The sequence below is a fragment of the Streptomyces sp. JN8 genome (genome assembly GCF_055808075.1).
In genome coordinates, this window is record NZ_CM147852.1 from 852,175 (window position 1) to 867,414 (window position 15,240).

Here is a 15,240-nt window from a genome sequence, read left to right on the forward strand (position 1 = left end):
TCCGAAAGCACGGATGCCTTGTTCGCCGTCACCGTCATCGCGGGCATTCTGTTCACCTGGTGCGTCCTCTCGCGCCGGCTCGCGCTGTGGAGCATCACCGCGCCGATCGCCATGATGGCGACGGGCATCGCCCTCACCAGCGGCTCGGACCCGCCGCTCGTCTTCGACTTCGGCGACCTGGCCGGGTTCGAGCACGCGGTGGAGGTCGTCCTCGCCCTCCTCCTCTTCGTCGACGCGACCGAGGTGCCGGCGGGGGCCGTCCGGCGCGAGAGGCGGATCGTCACCCGGCTCCTCGGCGTCGCCCTGCCGCTCACCCTGGGCGCCGCCTTCCTGGCCGCGCTCGCCTTCTTCCCCGACCGGCCCGGCTGGGTCCTGGCCACCCTGGCCACCGTCGTCGTCCCGCTCGACCTCGCACCCGCCACGGCCGTCGTCCGGGACGCGCGCATCCCGGCCCGCCTGCGGGAGCTCCTCAACGTCGAGGGCGGACTCAGCGACGGGGTGGTCTCCCCCGTCTTCCTGGTCTGCGTCGCCGCGGCCGCCGAGTACCGGACGGCGGGCGAGGACTACGCCGAGGCCCTCCTCGACGCCGTCGGGGCGGCGGGCTGGGCCGTCGGCGCCGGCGCGCTGGTCGGCACGGTGTCCGGCCGGCTGCTGCGCCGGTCCTGGTCCCGGGGCTGGGCGCTGCCCACCGCGACGAGGCTCGCGGTGCTGAGCGTGCCCGTCGCCGCGTACTCCCTGTCCCTCGCCCTGGGCGGCAACGGGTTCGTCGCCGCGTTCGTCGCCGGGCTCTGCGTCGCCCCCGCGCTGCGTCATCTGCCCGAGGACACCGTGAAGATGACGGACGATCTGGCCACCCTGTCGACCCTGGCGCTGTGGTTCCTCTTCGGCCAGCTGGTCAGCGACGAGTTCTGGGACGGCTTCCACCTCACCGTCGTCCTGTACGCCGTCCTCGCCTGCACCCTGGTGCGCGTGGTGCCCGTGCTGCTGGCCCTCGCCGGGACGGACCTGTCCCGGTCCGACCGGCTGTTCCTGGGGTGGATGGGGCCGAGGGGCGTGGCCTCGGTGGTCTTCGGCCTGCTCGCCGCGATCGAGCTGCGGGGGGCCGGCGGGGGCGACTTCGTCTCCCGGGTGATGGTGATCACCGTCATGGTCAGCGTCGTGCTGCACGGGCTGAGCGCCGAACCCCTGGGCCGGCGCTACGCCCGGGGCCGGCGTACCGCGCCGGAGCCCCGGGCCGGCGGGTGACGGCGGGCGGGCCGGGGGCCCGGCCCGCCCGGCACCGCTCCGTCAGGCGGGGAGCCAGGTCCGCCAGGTGGCCTCGTTCCCCTCGACCCAGCGGCGGGCCGCCTCCCGTGGAGAGAGCTTCTGCTCCGCGATCATCAGGGCGACGTCGTTCTGCATGTCGGTAGTCCAGCGGAACTTCTTCAGGAAGGCGGCCGCGTCGCCGCCGCCGTCCGCGAAGCGGGCGTTGAGGAACTTCTGCAGGGGCGTGTGCGGGTACGCGCAGGCCACCTTCTCCGGTTCGGCGTCGCAGCCCTCCTTGTAGGCGGGCAGTCGCACCTCCGTCATGGGGACCTTCTCGAACAGCCACTGGGGCTTGTACCAGTAGCTCAGGAAGGGCTTCTTCTCCTTGGCGAACTGCTTGATCTGGGTGATCTGCGCCGCCTCCGAGCCCGCGAACACCACCTGGTAGTCCAGGTCCAGGTTGTTCACCAGCGCCTTGTCGTTCGTCACGTACGACGGGGAGCCGTCCAGGAGCTGGCCCTTGCCGCCGCTCTCCGCCGTGCGGAACTCGTCGGCGTACTTGTCCAGGTTCTTCCAGTCGGTGACGTCGGGGTGCTGCTCGGCGAAGTACGTCGGGACGAACCAGCCGATGTGACCGGTCACCCCGAGGTCGCCGCCGCGCGCGATCGTCCCCTTGTCGTCGATGTACCGCTTCTCCTGGTCGGGGTGGCCCCAGTCCTCCAGGATGGCGTCCACCCGGCCCTGGCTGAGCGCGTCCCAGGCGGGCACCTCGTCGATCTGCACGGTGTCCACCCGGTAGCCGAGCTCCTTCTCCAGGAGGTACTGGGCGACGGCGACGTTGGCCTGCGCGCCCACCCAGGACTGCACGGAGAGCGTCACCGTGCGGGAGCCCTTGGCGTCGGCGTACGGAGAGGCCTGGCGGGTCATGTCGGCGGCTCCGCAGCCGGTGAGACCGGCTGCGAGGGCGGCGGCGGTCACCAGGGCGGTGCCGCCGAGTGCGAGGCGGGTGCGAGCCATCTCAGGCCCCCTTTCCGGCGAGGTCGCGGCGCTGCGTCGGCTGGGTCACGCGGTCGAGGACGAGGCCGAGGCAGACGATCGCCGCTCCGGCCACGAGTCCGGTCGCCAGGTCGCCCTGGGCGAGGCCGAAGACCGCGTCGTAGCCGAGCGCGCCGCCGCCGACGAGGCCGCCGATGACGACGACGGCGAGGACCAGGACCACGCCCTGGTTGACGGCGAGCAGCAGCGCGGGCCGGGCGAGCGGCAGTTGGACCTGGAGCAGCTGCTGGCGTCCGGTCGCCCCCAGCGACCGGGAGGACTCCAAGGCGGCCGGGTCCACCGCGCGGACGCCCTGGGCGGTGATCCGCACGACGGCGGGCAGCGCGTACACCACGGCGGCCGCGACCGCCGGGGCGCGGCCCACGCCGAACAGCGCGACCACGGGGATCAGGTACACGAACTGCGGCATCGTCTGGAAGACGTCGAGCACCGGGCGCAGCGCGCGGCCCAGGCGGGTGCTGCGGGCGGCGGCGACGCCCAGGGCGAAGCCGAGCACGAGGGTCACGGCGACGGCGGCCAGCACCTGCGAGAGGGTGTCGAGGGCCGGGTCCCAGACGCCGAGGACGCCGATCGCGGCCATCGCGAGGACGGCGGTCGCGGCGGTGCGCCAGGTGCCGATGAGCAGGGCGAGGGCGCCGACCACCAGCAGGACCGACCACCACGGCAGCCACTGCAGGCCGTCGCGCAGGGGGTTGAGGACCCAGGTGGTGAACCGGGCGGCCCAGTCGGCCGTGCCGCCGACGACGGGCACGCCGGAGTACAGGTGGGCGGTCATCCAGTCGACGGCCCGGTTGACGGGCTCGGCCGTGTCGACCGTCCACGCGTCGGGCCAGCCGAGCCGGTCGGTGAGACGGCCGGCGACGGCGACCGCGGCGGTCACCGCGAGGGCGACCGTCCAACCGGTCCGCGAACCGCGGGCGGGGGCCGCGCCGATCCTCGCCCCGGCCGCCGCGGTGACGCGGTCCAGGACGACGGCGAGCAGCACGATGGGCACGCCGGCGGCGAGCGCGGCGCCCACGTCGACCGAGGCCAGCGCCTGGTAGACGCGGTCGCCGAGGCCGCCCGCGCCGATGACGGACGCGATGACGGCCATGCCGAGCGCCATCATGATCGACTGGTTGAGGCCGAGCAGGAGCTCCTTGCGGGCCAGCGGCAGCCGGGCCGTCAGCAGGCGCTGCCGTCCGGTGGCGCCGAGGGAGGCGGCCGCCTCCATGACGCCGGCGTCCGCGCCGCGCAGTCCGAGCGCGGTGAGCCGGGCCATCGGCGGGGCGGCGTAGACGACGGTGGCGAGGACGGCCGCGGGGACGCCGATGCCGAAGACCAGGACGACGGGCAGGAGGTACGCGAAGGCCGGCAGGACCTGCATGGTGTCGAGGACCGGCCGCAGGACGCGGTCCATCCGGTCCGAGAGGCCGGCGGCCAGGCCGAGGGCGCCGCCGAGCAGGACGGACGCGGCGACGGCGACGACCATCAGGGCGAGGGTCTGCATGGTGGGCACCCACATGCCGAGCAGCCCGCAGGCGCCGAAGGCGACGACGGACGTCAGGGCGAGCCGGACGCCCGCGACCCGCCAGGCCAGCAGGCCCGCGGCGGCGGTGACGCCGGCCCAGCCGAGGGCGAGCAGCAGCAGGTACACCGCGCGGACGGACACGACCACGGCGTTGCTGACGTGTCCGAGGAAGTAGAGGAACAGCGGGTGGCCGTCGCGGTTGTCGATGATCCAGTCGCTGGTGCGGCCGAGCGGCCCCGACAGGTCGACGGCGAGCGAGCCGGGCCAGCTGCCGCCGCCCAGGAGCAGGGCCCCGAGGAGGAGCGCGAGGGCCGCGCCGCCGGCGATCAGCCGGCCGCGGTGCCGCGCGAGCGCGCGCAGCGCACCGGGCCCGCCGGAGGCGGCCGTGGGGCGGGGAGAGGCGGGGGTGGCGGTGGCGGTCATCGGCCCCACCGCCCGAGGAAGCGGGGGCCGGTCGCGGCGCACACCGGAAGCGGGGCGGCGGGCGTGGTGCTGCCCGCGGCGGCGCGCACGCCGGGGATCGGGGCGCCGACCGGGTGGGGGGCCTTCGGGCCCGGCGGCAGGGCCGCGGCAGACGTCGTGGTGCCCGGGCGAGCGCCGGAGATCGGGGCGCCGACCCGGTGCCCTGCCTCCGTGCCCGGCGGCAGGGCCGCGGCAGACGTCGTGGTGCCCGCGGCGGCACGAGCGCCGGAGATCGGGGCGCCAACCGGGTGCGGGGCCTCCGTGCCCGGCGGCAGGGCCGCGGCAGACGTCGTGGTGCCCGGGCGAGCGCCGGAGATCGGGGCGCCGACCCGGTGCCCTGCCTCCGTGCCCGGCGGCAGGGCCGCGGCAGGCATCGTGGTGCCCGCGGCGGCACGAGCGCCGGAGATCGGGGCGCCGACCGGGTGCGGGGCCTTCGGGCCCGGCGGCGGCCAGGTCGTGTGGGCGTACATCAGGCCACCGCCTTCCGGGGCGCTGCGGGGACCCCGGCGACGACGCCGAGGAGTCCCACGTGGTCGACCACGCCGAGGCAGCGGCCGTTCTCGACCACCCGGGCGTTGCCGCCCGTCCGGGCGACGGCCTCGATGGCCTCGTGGACGGTGGCGCTCGGCGCGAGCGCGGGACCGGCCTCGCTCTCGTCGGCTACCGCGGGGCGCATCGCCGAGCGGACGGTCAGCACCTGCTCGCGCGGCACGTCCCGGACGAAGTCCCGGACGTAGTCGTCGGCGGGGGCGCCCACGATCTCCTCCGGGGTGCCGAGCTGCACGATCCGGCCGTCGCGCATCAGCGCGATGCGGTCGCCGAGCTTCAGCGCCTCGCTGAGGTCGTGGGTGATGAAGACCATGGTGCGGCCCTCCTCCCGGTGCAGGCGGACGACCTCTTCCTGCATGTCCCGGCGGATGAGCGGGTCGAGCGCGCTGAACGGCTCGTCGAAGAGCAGGACCTCGGGGTCGACGGCGAGCGCGCGGGCGAGCCCGACGCGCTGCTGCTGGCCTCCGGAGAGCTGGCCCGGCCTGCGGTGCTCCATGCCCTCCAGGCCGACCTTGGTGACGAACTCGGCGGCACGGGAGCGGCGTTCGCCGCGTCCGACGCCCTGGATCTCCAGGCCGTACGCGACGTTGTCGAGCACCGTGCGGTGCGGGAGCAGCCCGAAGTGCTGGAAGACCATGGCGGCGCGGTGGCGGCGCAGTTCGCGGAGCCGGCCGCCGTCCATGGACAGCACGTCCTCGCCGTCGAGGGCGACGGTGCCCGCGGTCGGCTCGATGAGCCGGGTGAGGCAGCGGACGAGGGTCGACTTGCCCGAGCCGGAGAGGCCCATGACGACGAAGACCTCGCCCTTGCGGACGTCGAAGGAGACGTCGCGGACGGCGGCGGTGCAGCCGGTCCGCTCGCGGAGCTCCGCGGCGTCGAGGGAGGCGAGCTCCGGGTCGGCGGGCACGCGCTCGGCCTTCGGGCCGAACACCTTCCACAGCTCGCGTACGGAGAAGACGGGTGCGGCGGTGTCCTGCGGCGGGTGGGTCATCGTCGGGCCCCTTCCAGGAGGTCCACGCATTTCTCGCCGACCATGAGCACCCCGATCATCGGGTTGACGGCGGTCATGGTCGGGAAGACGGACGCGTCGGCGATCCGGACGCCGTCGAGGCCCCGGATGCGCAGGTCGGGTGCGACGACGGCGAGTTCGTCGTCGGCGGAGCCCATCCGGCAGGTGCCGGCGGGGTGGTAGACGGTGTGCGCGACCTTGCGGGCGTAGGCGCTGAGCTCCTCGTCGGAGGTGATCTCCGGGCCGGGGCACACCTCGCGCTTCAGCCAGCCGGCGAGCGGCTCACGGGCCGCGATCTCCCGGGCGATGCGGATGCCGTCGACGAGGGTCCGGCCGTCGTAGTCGTCCTCGTCGGTGAAGTACCGGAAGTCGAGGGCGGGTTTGACCTCGGGGTCGGCGCTCGTCAGGTAGAGCCGGCCGCGGCTGCGCGGCTTGGGGATGTTGGGGGTCATCGACACGCCGTGCGGGGGCCGTTCGTAGCCGAGCCGCTCGGGGTTGTCGGTGAAGGGGATCTGGTAGAAGTGGAACATCAGGTCGGGCCCCTCGGACTCCGGGTCGCGGCGGACGAAGAGTCCGGCGTCGGAGTCCATGGCGGAGTTCTCCGGGATGGGGCCGTGGGTCTCCCAGACGATGACCGACTCGGGGTGGTCGAGCAGGTTCTCGCCGACGCCCGGCAGGTCGTGCACGACGGGGATGCCGAGCTTCTCCAGGTCGGCGCGCGGGCCGATGCCGGAGTGGAGGAGCAGCCGCGGGGTGTCCACGGCTCCCGCGCAGACCAGGACCTCGCGCCGGGCGCGTACGACGTGCTCGGCGCCGTCCTGGGTGCGGATGTGGACGCCGGTGGCGCGGGTGCCCTCCAGCTCCAGGCGGAACGCCCAGGTCTCCAGGGCGATGTGCAGGTTCGGCCGGTCCAGGAACGGGTGCAGGTAGGCGACCGAGGCGGACGACCGCTTGTTGTCCTCGGGGTGGTAGGCGAGGTCGAAGAAGCCGACGCCCTCGTGGAAGGGCTGCCGGTTGAAGCCCTCGACGCGGGGGACGCCGAGCGCGGTCTGCGCCGCGTCGACGAAGTCCCGGGCGATCGCGTTCCGGTCGGCCTCGTCGACGGGGACGATGTTGTTGCGCAGCCGGGCGAAGTAGGGGTCCATGGCGGCCGCGTCCCAGCCGTCGGCGCCGGCCTCGGCCCACTCGTCCCAGTCGGAGGGCAGCGGCTTGAACGCGATGAGGGTGTTGTGCGAGGAGCAGCCGCCGAGGACCCGGGCGCGGCTGTGGCGGATGTGCGAGTTGCCCCGGGGCTGCTCGGTGGTGGGGTAGTCGTAGTCCAGCTCGCCGCCGAGCAGGCCCATCCAGCGGCGCAGGGTGAGCACGTCGTCGCGGCCGACGTCGCTGGGGCCGCCCTCGATGACGGCGACGGTGACGTCCGGGTCCTCGGTCAGCCGGGAGGCGATGACGGAGCCGGCGGTGCCCCCGCCGACGACGACGTAGTCGTACAGGTGGGAGTCGTTCATGCCTGGTCCTTCGCCGTCGTGCCCGCGAACCAGCGCACGGGGCGCGGAGCGAGGTTCTGGTAGATGTGCTTGGCCTCGCGGTACTCGGCGAGGCCGGTGGGGCCCAGCTCGCGGCCGATGCCGGACTTGCCGAAGCCGCCCCACTCCGCCTGCGGCAGATAGGGGTGGAAGTCGTTGATCCAGACCGTGCCGTGGCGCAGTCGGGCCGCGACCCGCCGGGCGCGGTTCTCGTCGGAGGTCCAGACGCCGCCGGCGAGGCCGTACTCGGTGTCGTTGGCGAGGGTGACGGCCTGCTCCTCGGTGCGGAAGGTCTCGACGGTGAGGACGGGGCCGAAGACCTCCTCGCGGACGACCCGCATGCCGCGGTGGCAGCGGTCGAGGACGGTGGGCCGGTAGAAGTAGCCGGGGCCGGCGGGCCGCTCGCCGCCGGCACGCAGGACCGCGCCCTCGCCGAGGGCGGAGGCCACGTACTCCTGGGTGCGCGCGAGCTGGGCGGCGGAGACCAGGGGGCCGCACTCGACGCCCGGGTCGGTGCCGCGGCCGAGCCGGATCCGCTCGGCCCGGCGGGCGAGTTCGGCGACGAAGCGCTCGCGCAGCGACTCCTCGACGATGAGGCGGGAGCCGGCGGAGCAGACCTGGCCGCTGTGGATGAAGGCGGCGTTGAGCGCCTGGTCCACGGCGGTGTCGAAGCCCTCGGCGGTGGCGCAGGCGTCGGCGAAGACGACGTTGGGGTTCTTGCCGCCGAGTTCGAGGGCGACCTTCTTCACGCTGTCGGCGGCCGCGCGGGCGACCTTGGTGCCGCTGACGAGTCCGCCGGTGAAGGAGACGAGGTCGACGCCGGGGTGCTCGGCGAGCCGGGCGCCGACGGTGTGGCCGGGGCCGGTGACGATGTTGGCCGCGCCGAGGGGCAGTCCGGCCTCCATGAGCAGCTCGACGAGGACGACCGTGGTCAGCGGTGTGATCTCGCTGGGCTTGATCACGAAGGTGTTGCCGGCCGCGAGGGCGGGCGCGATCTTCCAGCTGGCCTGGAGCAGCGGGTAGTTCCACGGCGTGATCAGGGCGCAGACGCCGACGGGCTCGTGCACGACGACGCTGTGGATGTCGTTCGATCCGGCGTCGACGACCCGTCCGCCGTCCTCCTTCTCGACGAGGTCGGCGAAGTAGAGGAAGGCGTCACGGACGCAGTCGACGTCGACGCGGCCCTCCTCCAGGGTCTTGCCCGCGTCCTGGCTCTCCAGGGCGCCGATCCGCTCGCGGTCGCGCTCCAGGAGGGCGGCGACCCGCCGCAGGAGGGCGGCGCGCTCGGCGACCGGCGTGCGCGGCCAGGATCCGTCGTCGAAGGCGGCCCGCGCCGCGTTCACGGCTTCGTCGGTGTCCGGGACACCGCCCTCCGCCACGATCGCGAAAGCGGTCTCGTCGACGGGGTCGATGATCTCGCGCGTGGCGCCGGACAGGGCCGAGCGCCATTCTCCGCCCACATGGATGGTCTGTTGTGCTGCCGTCACGTCGGGTATGGCCTTTCGTTCCTCTGAATCCCCCTGCCGGTGTCACCGGCGGTTCGGCCGCCTGCCCGGGGTGCGGACATCCATGCGGAATGCCTTGCGGAGAGTGGCCGTCGTCACGCTTCAAGCGGGCGTAATCCGGGCATATCGCCGATCGGTCGAGGTGTGGCCCGTTCCGGCCGAAGGAGGCCCGGACAGCGGCCCCGCCGTCGTAGCCTTGGAATGTCCGCGCGCCGGCGCGGCGGGTACGCCACACGGAAGGAGCGCAGCGTGGACGGCACCGTCTGGCTGGTCGTGGCCGTGGTTCTCCTGCTCGCGATGGCGGGGTGCGCGGCCGTGCTGCTCGTCCGTGTCTTCCGGGCCCGCCGGCTCCTCCTCGACGCGGGGATCCCCCTGCAGTCGAAGGCGCTGTTCTGGGCGGCGGTGGTCTACACGGTCTCGCCGATCGACCTGATCCCGGACCCCGTCTACCTGGACGACATCGGGGTGCTCCTGATCGCGCTGCGCGCGCTGTACGCGGCGGCCGGGCGGAGCGGTGCGGACGAGAAGGGCCTGCTCACGGATCCCGGGACCGCGATCGGCGGCGACGCGTCGGCGCCCCGCGGACCGCGAGGAGGCGCCTGACCGGGGCTTCCGCCCGTCAGACGCCTCTCTGCCGCCGCCCCCGCGTGTCGCGGGTCACACGTCCCGCGCGTCCCGCCGCCCGGCGCCGCGCGCGTCCCTCCCGCGCGTCACGCCGTGCGGGCGGCCCGTCGCGGAGCGCGGTCGCCGTGCCGTGTGTGTCGGCGGCTCCGTCGGGCCGGCCGCCGCGGTCGGCTTCTCAGGCGGGCGACCCGGCGGACGCCGCCGCCCGCTCGCCCGGCCGGGGCTGCGCCCCGGCGGCCTCCCGCGGGAACAGGGCCGGGGGCGCCTCGCCCTCGAAGTACGTCTCCGCCCGCTTCATGGCCCGTTCGTCGGCGAGCACCTGGCCGGGCCGGGAGCCGTTGCCGAGGAGGACTCCGCCGAAGCCCATGCGGAGGTACGCCGCGGTGTTGTGGAGGGTGGTGGCCAGGCCGTCGGCGACGGCCTCGTCCTCGTCCGACAGGGCCGCCACGGCCCACAGCGTCCGGCCCGCCATCCGCTTCTTGAAGTCCAGGTCGGGCACGCCGAGCCAGCCCGACCAGTAGTCGAGGTAGCGCTTGGTCTGGGCGGAGAGGGTGTACCAGTAGAGGGGCGAGGCGATCACGATGTCGGTGGCCTCCAGCGTGGCCTCCCGCAGGGTGCGCTCGGCCTCGGAGACCGGCCAGTCACCCTCCTCGTGGCGCCCGTCCTGGAAGTCGGGCAGCGGCAGCCCGTTGAGGTCGATCCACCGCTGGGGAACATCGGCGGGCAGGGCCTCGGCGGCGGCCCTGGCGAGTATCGCGGTGTTGCCGTCGGCACGTGAGCTGCCCAGCACGAACAGGAAGGAGCGGTCCGCGGATCGCGGGGAATGAATGGTCATGTCCGGACGCTAACGCTTGACACTGGTGTCAAGGTCAACGGACCGATCGACGACGGGGCGGAAGGCGGGCGCGCATGCTGATCGGGGAGTTGTCGCGGCGGACCGGGGTGAGTTCGCGGCTGCTGCGCTACTACGAGGCGCAGGGCCTCCTGGAGGCGCGGCGCGGCCCGAACGGCTACCGGTCGTACGACGAGGACGCGGTGACGACCGTCCGCAAGGTCCGTGCCCTGCTGGCCGCCGGGCTGCCCACCGAGGTGATCCGGGTGGTGCTGCCCTGCACCGGCGGGGACGGGACGGCGTTCGACTGGTGCGCCGACATCCGGGATCTGATGCTCCGTGAACTGGCGGCCGCCGACGCCCGTATCGACGACCTGCACCGGCGCCGCACCACGCTCGCCGGGTATCTGGCCGGCGCGTGAGCGGCCCGCCGCCGGCGGCGCCCCCGGGGTGGGGGGCGCCGCCGGCGGCGGGCGTTCGCCCGGTCCGTCAGGAGCGGCCGAGGAGGCCCGGGATGCCCTGGGGTGCGGGCAGCGGGAGGTCCAGGCGGTTCTGCGCCTGCGCCGGGGTGGCGACGCAGCGGAGGTCGGAGGCCGGGAGCCTGCCCGTCGTGAGGTAGGCGGTGGCCGTCTGGTCGGCGCAGGACTTGGAACCGTAGACGCCGTGGCCCTGGCCGCCGAGGACGGTGACCATGCGGGCGCCCTTCAGGGCGCGGCGCAGCCCCTGCCCGCTGACCAGCGGGGTCTGGGAGTCCCATTCGTTCTGCAGGATGAGCGCCCCGACGGAGTTGTTCACCGTGGTGGCGGGCTCGGAGCCGTTCTTCCAGAAGGCGCAGGGCTTGATGTGCGAGGCGAAGTCGCCGTACAGCGGGTACCGGGCCTTGTCGCGGATCGCGTCGCGGCGGTACTGCTCCGGGTCGCGGGGCCAGGAGCGGGTGTCGGCGCACGCCACGGCCCAGAAGACCGCGTCCGAGTTGTCCGAGGGGACGGCGCGGCCGAACGACGGCGGTACGTGGCGGGGGGCCTCGGCGCGGCGCGAGGGCGCCGGTGCGGGAGTCCCCTCGGCGGCCTTCTTGAGCTCGGCGACCGCCTCGGCGGCGCCCTGCACGTCGAAGAACACGGCGCGTCCGGCGCGGATGTCGTCACCGGTCAGGAGCGTGCCCTGGATCTCGATCGGCTCGCGGTCCGCGCGGGCGACCAGGTCCCAGAAGGTCTTCGAGACGCGGGCCGGGGTGTCGCCGAGGCCGTACGTCGCGTGCCGTTCGGCGGTCCACTCGGTCCAGCGCGTGAAGGCCGGCTCCGCGCCCTCGGCCCAGACCTGGATCATGCCGCGCCAGATGCGCTGCGGGTCGACCGCGCTGTCGAGGACGAAGCGGTCGGTGCGCTTGGGGTACATCTGGGTGTAGACGGCGCCCAGGTACGTGCCGTACGAGTACCCCAGGTACGAGATCTTCTTCTCGCCGAGCACGGCGCGGATGACGTCCATGTCCCGTGCGGTGTTGCGCGTGGTGAAGTGGGCCAGGGCGTCACCGCTCTTCGCCCGGCACTTGTCGGCCACGGTCCGCGCCCAGCGGACGTCCTTGTCGAAGGTCGCCGCCTTGTACGGGCGCTGCCAGTTCAGCTCGTCCTCGTTCAGGCCGCAGCCGAGGGGCGAGCTCTGGCCGACGCCTCTGGGATCGAAGCCGATCAGGTCGTACCGCTCCTTCACGGCGGTCGGCAGTTCCGGGCCCATCCAGAGGGGCATGTCGAGGCCGGGACCGCCGGGACCGCCGGGGTTGAGGAGCAGGACGCCGTGCCGCTTCTGGGGGCTCGTGGCCTTGATCCGGGACACCGCGACGTCGAGCTTCCTGCCGCCCGGCCGGCTGTAGTCGAGCGGCACCTTGAGGGTGGCGCACTGGTAGTTCGCCGGCAGGTCGGCCTCGCAGCGCTTCCAGCGCGGCGTCTGGTGGGTGTACTGCCGGAGGGGATCGTTGACGACCTGACGGGGTGTCGGGGCGGCCGCGGACGCGACGGCGGGTGTGAGAGCGGGCACCAGGGTCGCGACCGCGCTGATGGCCACGAGGGGTGCTATTCGCGTGCTTCGCACAGTGAGTCAGATCCTTGCGGGAGGTGGATTCGTCTCATGCACCTTTGCTCAGAAGGGAGTTGCGCGAATCCTTCCGCCGGTCACGACTCGTCAGACCACAGGAGGAGCGCGCGCGGGAGGAATGGTCCCCGAGGCGGAGAACGCGGCCCCCGGTTCTCCCGTCCGGGGGCCGTGCTCCGCCTCGGGCGTCCGCGAACGCCGGTGGTGCCGGCCGGCTCCTCGGCGGAGGAGCCGGCCGGCACCACCGGCGCGACCGGACGGGCGCCCCCCGACGCCCGTGTCAGGCCAGGACGTCGAGGGCGGCCGGCCGGACCCGGAGGGTCACCGGCAGGACCGCGTCGACCTCGCCGTCCGCGCCGTACGGGAGGGGACGGTCCGCCTCGATGCGGACCTCCTCGCCCCGCAGGATCTCGACCTCGGGCCGCTTCACGTGCGCGCCCGTCTTGAGCTCGTTCATCATCGCGAAGAAGAGGCGTTTAGGCGCCTTCTTGATGATCACGACGTCGAGTGTGCCGTCGTCGATCCGCGCTCCCGGGGCGACGTTCCGGCCGAAGCCGTAGTAGCCCGAGTTCGCGACCACCACGGTGTAGCCGGTGCGCTCGTGGCGCACCCCGTCGACGGTGACGCGGTACGCGGCGGGCTTCCAGGCGAGGACGGCCCGCAGGCCGCCCGCGTAGTAGGAGGCCGCGCCGCGCAGCACCCGGGAGTGGTTGGCGTGCCGGTTGGCGACCGCGTCCACTCCCGCGTACACGCTGCCGAGGACGCAGGTCCGCGCGTGCACGGCGGACTCCACCTCGATCGTGTCGACGGCCCGCGGCTCCGCGTGGAGCAGCGTCTCGGCGAGCTTCCGGGGGTCCGAGGGGAGCCCCAGGGCGCGGGCGAAGTCGTTGCCGCGACCCGCGGGGACGAGGCCGAAGACCGCGTCCGTACCGCTGAGGGCGCCGCCGACGCAGCCGGCCATCCCGTCACCGCCGACGGCGAGCACCACGTGCCCCTGTGCCCCGGCCTCCCGGGCGAGTTCGCGTGCGTGCTCCAGGCTGCGGCTGTAGACGGTGTCGAGCCTCGCACCCGCCTCCCGCAGCAGACGGGCCAGCGGGAGGAGACCCGCCGTGCCGCTGGAACCCCCTGCGGTGGGGTTGACGACGGCGGTGAACTGTCGCATGGACATGGCCTCCGGGCGGCAGAAGTAGGGTTCAGCGGACGGGGATGAGGACTCCGGGGCTGAGCACACCGGAGGGGTCGACCTCGGCCTTGACGGCCTGGAGCATACGGATGCCCAGCGGGCCGATCTCCCGGGCGTACCAGTCGCGGTGGTCGGTGCCGACGCCGTGGTGGTGGCTGATGGTGCCGCCGGCGGCCAGGATGGCGTCGTTGGCCGCCCGCTTCGCCGGCTCCCAGTGCGCGACGGCGTCCTCGCCCTGGGCGGAGACGACGGTGAAGTACAGCGAGGCGCCGTTCTCGTAGGTGTGGGAGATGTGGCACATCACGAGCGGCGGGGTGCCGGCCTCGGTGAGCGTGTCGGTCAGCGCGGACCGCACCGCCGTGTAGAGACCGGGGAGGGCGGACCAGAAGGCCGCCGTCTCCAGCGTCTCGGCGAACGCCCCGGCGTCGAGCAGGGCGTCCCGCAGGTAGGGCGCGTTGTACCGGCCGTGCTCCCACCGGTCGCCGGGCTCCTCGCCGATGAGCTCGCCGCCGCAGGCGAGGAGGACCTCGCAGGCCGCGGCGCGGCGGGCCGCCGTGTCCTCGGCGCCGCCCTCGTAGCCGACGACGGCCATGCAGCCCGGGTTCTCCGGGAGCGCGGCGCTGCCGATGGCGTCCGGCTGCGCGAGACCGATGAAGGTCTCCGCCTCGTCCGAGAGGCGGAGCACCGTGGGCCGGGGGCCGTCCTGGGCGAGCCGGCGCAGCGCGGCGGTGCCGGCCTCGAAGGAGGCGAAGCGCCAGCCCTCGTAGATCCGCTCGGCGGGGAGCGGGCGGATGCGCACGGTCACGGCGGTGATCACACCGAGGGCGCCCTCGGAGCCGAGGACCAGCTGGCGCAGGTCGGGACCGGCCGCCGAGCGCGGGGCCCGGCCGGTCTCCAGGGTGCCTTCCGGGGTGGCGACGGTCAGTCCGAGGACCATCTCGTCGAAGCGGCCGTAGCCCGCCGAGGCCTGGCCGCTGGAGCGGGCCGCGGCGAAGCCGCCGACGGTCGCCCACTCGAAGGACTGCGGGAAGTGGCCGAGGGTCCAGCCCCGCTCGTTGAGCAGGGCCTCGCACTGCGGTCCGCGCAGGCCCGGCTGGAGCGTCGCGGTGCGGGAGACCTCGTCGACGGCGATCAGCCGGTCGAGCCGCCGCAGGTCGAGCGCGACGAACGGCCGCTTCGTGGTGGGCGCGAGGCCGCCGACGACGGAGGTGCCGCCGCCGAAGGGCACCGCGGCGACGCCGTGCTCGGCGCAGGCCCGCAGCACGGCGAGGACCTCGTCGTGGTCGCCCGGGAGCAGGACCGCGGCGGGGATGTCGTCGACCTCGCCGGCGCGGATGCGCAGCAGGTCGGGGGTCGACTTGCCGCGGGTGTGCCGGATGCGGCTCTCGGCGTCCTCCCGCAGCGCGTCGGGCGCGCCGAGGGCCGCCCGCAGCGCGGTGCGGGCCTCGGCGGGCAGCGCCGCGGCGGGCGCTGCGATGTCGGCGAGGTCGGCCGGGCCGCTCTCCCTCGGCGTGACGCCGAGCAGGTCACGCAGCAGGCCGGTGACCGAGTCGGGCAGGGGTGCCGCCTTGGCCGGGTCGCCCCAACCGCTCCACAACATGTCCACTTCGAGGGGTTCCTTACGGTCTGTTTCACGGATGGCGCTGCCGCACGGCCG

Annotated in this window: 13 protein-coding genes; 3 read left to right on the forward strand and 10 right to left on the reverse strand. The window is 74.3% G+C overall.

The features are described from left to right. Positions 1-18 precede the first annotated feature (18 nt). Positions 19-1,245: a cation:proton antiporter gene (locus ACY0MR_RS03760; RefSeq protein ID WP_473559083.1), complete on the forward strand. Its 1,227-nt coding sequence runs from the start codon at positions 19-21 to the stop codon at positions 1,243-1,245. A 42-nt stretch (positions 1,246-1,287) separates the two neighbouring features. On the opposite strand, the gene ACY0MR_RS03765 is transcribed toward ACY0MR_RS03760, so the two are convergent. From ACY0MR_RS03765 to ACY0MR_RS03790, 6 genes are read right to left on the reverse strand one after another with little or no spacing between them, the layout of a single operon-like run. Beyond that, entirely contained in the window at positions 1,288-2,262 is a 975-nt protein-coding gene (locus ACY0MR_RS03765) for an ABC transporter substrate-binding protein (protein ID WP_361861275.1), read from the reverse strand. A gap of 1 nt (position 2,263) precedes the next feature. Beyond that, positions 2,264-4,234: an ABC transporter permease subunit gene (locus ACY0MR_RS03770; RefSeq protein WP_473559086.1), complete on the reverse strand. Its 1,971-nt coding sequence runs from the start codon at positions 4,232-4,234 to the stop codon at positions 2,264-2,266. Beyond that, positions 4,231-4,743 carry a hypothetical protein gene (locus tag ACY0MR_RS03775; protein ID WP_473559088.1) on the reverse strand — a complete coding sequence of 171 codons (513 nt, stop codon included), beginning with the start codon at positions 4,741-4,743 and terminating at the stop codon, positions 4,231-4,233. The genes ACY0MR_RS03770 and ACY0MR_RS03775 overlap by 4 nt, the downstream gene beginning before the upstream one ends. Continuing rightward, the gene (locus ACY0MR_RS03780) at positions 4,743-5,813 is read right to left on the reverse strand and encodes a quaternary amine ABC transporter ATP-binding protein (RefSeq protein ID WP_404078836.1); all 1,071 of its coding nucleotides are present in this window, start codon (positions 5,811-5,813) and stop codon (positions 4,743-4,745) included. Before ACY0MR_RS03780 ends, ACY0MR_RS03775 begins: the two co-directional genes overlap by 1 nt. Continuing rightward, complete coding sequence (locus tag ACY0MR_RS03785; RefSeq protein WP_361862362.1) at positions 5,810-7,336, reverse strand: GMC family oxidoreductase; 1,527 nt, start codon at positions 7,334-7,336, stop codon at positions 5,810-5,812. The genes ACY0MR_RS03780 and ACY0MR_RS03785 overlap by 4 nt, the downstream gene beginning before the upstream one ends. Beyond that, positions 7,333-8,841 (reverse strand): aldehyde dehydrogenase family protein, encoded by a 1,509-nt coding sequence (locus ACY0MR_RS03790; protein ID WP_361862359.1) that lies wholly within the window; start codon positions 8,839-8,841, stop codon positions 7,333-7,335. The genes ACY0MR_RS03785 and ACY0MR_RS03790 overlap by 4 nt, the downstream gene beginning before the upstream one ends. A 267-nt stretch (positions 8,842-9,108) precedes the next feature. Here ACY0MR_RS03790 and ACY0MR_RS03795 point away from each other — a divergent pair, with 267 nt between their 5' ends. After that, on the forward strand, positions 9,109-9,462 hold the full coding sequence (locus ACY0MR_RS03795) for a YkvA family protein (RefSeq protein ID WP_398473563.1): 354 nt from the start codon (positions 9,109-9,111) through the stop codon (positions 9,460-9,462). Between the two features lie 196 nt (positions 9,463-9,658). Here the strand turns inward: ACY0MR_RS03795 and ACY0MR_RS03800 are convergent, their stop codons facing one another. Continuing rightward, positions 9,659-10,318: a flavodoxin family protein gene (locus ACY0MR_RS03800; RefSeq protein ID WP_404078828.1), complete on the reverse strand. Its 660-nt coding sequence runs from the start codon at positions 10,316-10,318 to the stop codon at positions 9,659-9,661. A 74-nt stretch (positions 10,319-10,392) separates the two neighbouring features. On the opposite strand from ACY0MR_RS03800, the gene ACY0MR_RS03805 reads away from it, so the two are divergent. Further along, a complete protein-coding gene (locus ACY0MR_RS03805) occupies positions 10,393-10,737 on the forward strand; it encodes a MerR family transcriptional regulator (RefSeq protein ID WP_392038970.1) in 345 nt (114 codons plus the stop codon). Positions 10,738-10,804: 67 nt separating this feature from the next. On the opposite strand, the gene ACY0MR_RS03810 is transcribed toward ACY0MR_RS03805, so the two are convergent. The 3 genes from ACY0MR_RS03810 to ACY0MR_RS03820 form a co-directional block, all read right to left on the reverse strand. Continuing rightward, a complete protein-coding gene (locus tag ACY0MR_RS03810) occupies positions 10,805-12,400 on the reverse strand; it encodes an alpha/beta hydrolase (RefSeq protein WP_473559092.1) in 1,596 nt (531 codons plus the stop codon). Between the two features lie 280 nt (positions 12,401-12,680). Beyond that, positions 12,681-13,562, reverse strand: coding sequence for a diacylglycerol/lipid kinase family protein (locus ACY0MR_RS03815; protein WP_392863805.1), 882 nt, complete (start codon positions 13,560-13,562; stop codon positions 12,681-12,683). Positions 13,563-13,593: 31 nt separating this feature from the next. Beyond that, positions 13,594-15,189: an FAD-binding oxidoreductase gene (locus ACY0MR_RS03820; protein WP_473559095.1), complete on the reverse strand. Its 1,596-nt coding sequence runs from the start codon at positions 15,187-15,189 to the stop codon at positions 13,594-13,596. Positions 15,190-15,240: the final 51 nt, after the last annotated feature.

Coding starts and splice junctions, on each gene's coding strand:
- ACY0MR_RS03765 (WP_361861275.1), bottom strand. CDS start 2,262: ATGGCTCGCACCCGCCTCGCACTCGGCGGCACCGCCCTGGTGACCGCC.
- ACY0MR_RS03770 (WP_473559086.1), bottom strand. CDS start 4,234: ATGACCGCCACCGCCACCCCCGCCTCTCCCCGCCCCACGGCCGCCTCC.
- ACY0MR_RS03775 (WP_473559088.1), bottom strand. CDS start 4,743: ATGTACGCCCACACGACCTGGCCGCCGCCGGGCCCGAAGGCCCCGCAC.
- ACY0MR_RS03780 (WP_404078836.1), bottom strand. CDS start 5,813: ATGACCCACCCGCCGCAGGACACCGCCGCACCCGTCTTCTCCGTACGC.
- ACY0MR_RS03785 (WP_361862362.1), bottom strand. CDS start 7,336: ATGAACGACTCCCACCTGTACGACTACGTCGTCGTCGGCGGGGGCACC.
- ACY0MR_RS03800 (WP_404078828.1), bottom strand. CDS start 10,318: ATGACCATTCATTCCCCGCGATCCGCGGACCGCTCCTTCCTGTTCGTG.
- ACY0MR_RS03805 (WP_392038970.1), top strand. CDS start 10,393: ATGCTGATCGGGGAGTTGTCGCGGCGGACCGGGGTGAGTTCGCGGCTG.
- ACY0MR_RS03815 (WP_392863805.1), bottom strand. CDS start 13,562: ATGCGACAGTTCACCGCCGTCGTCAACCCCACCGCAGGGGGTTCCAGC.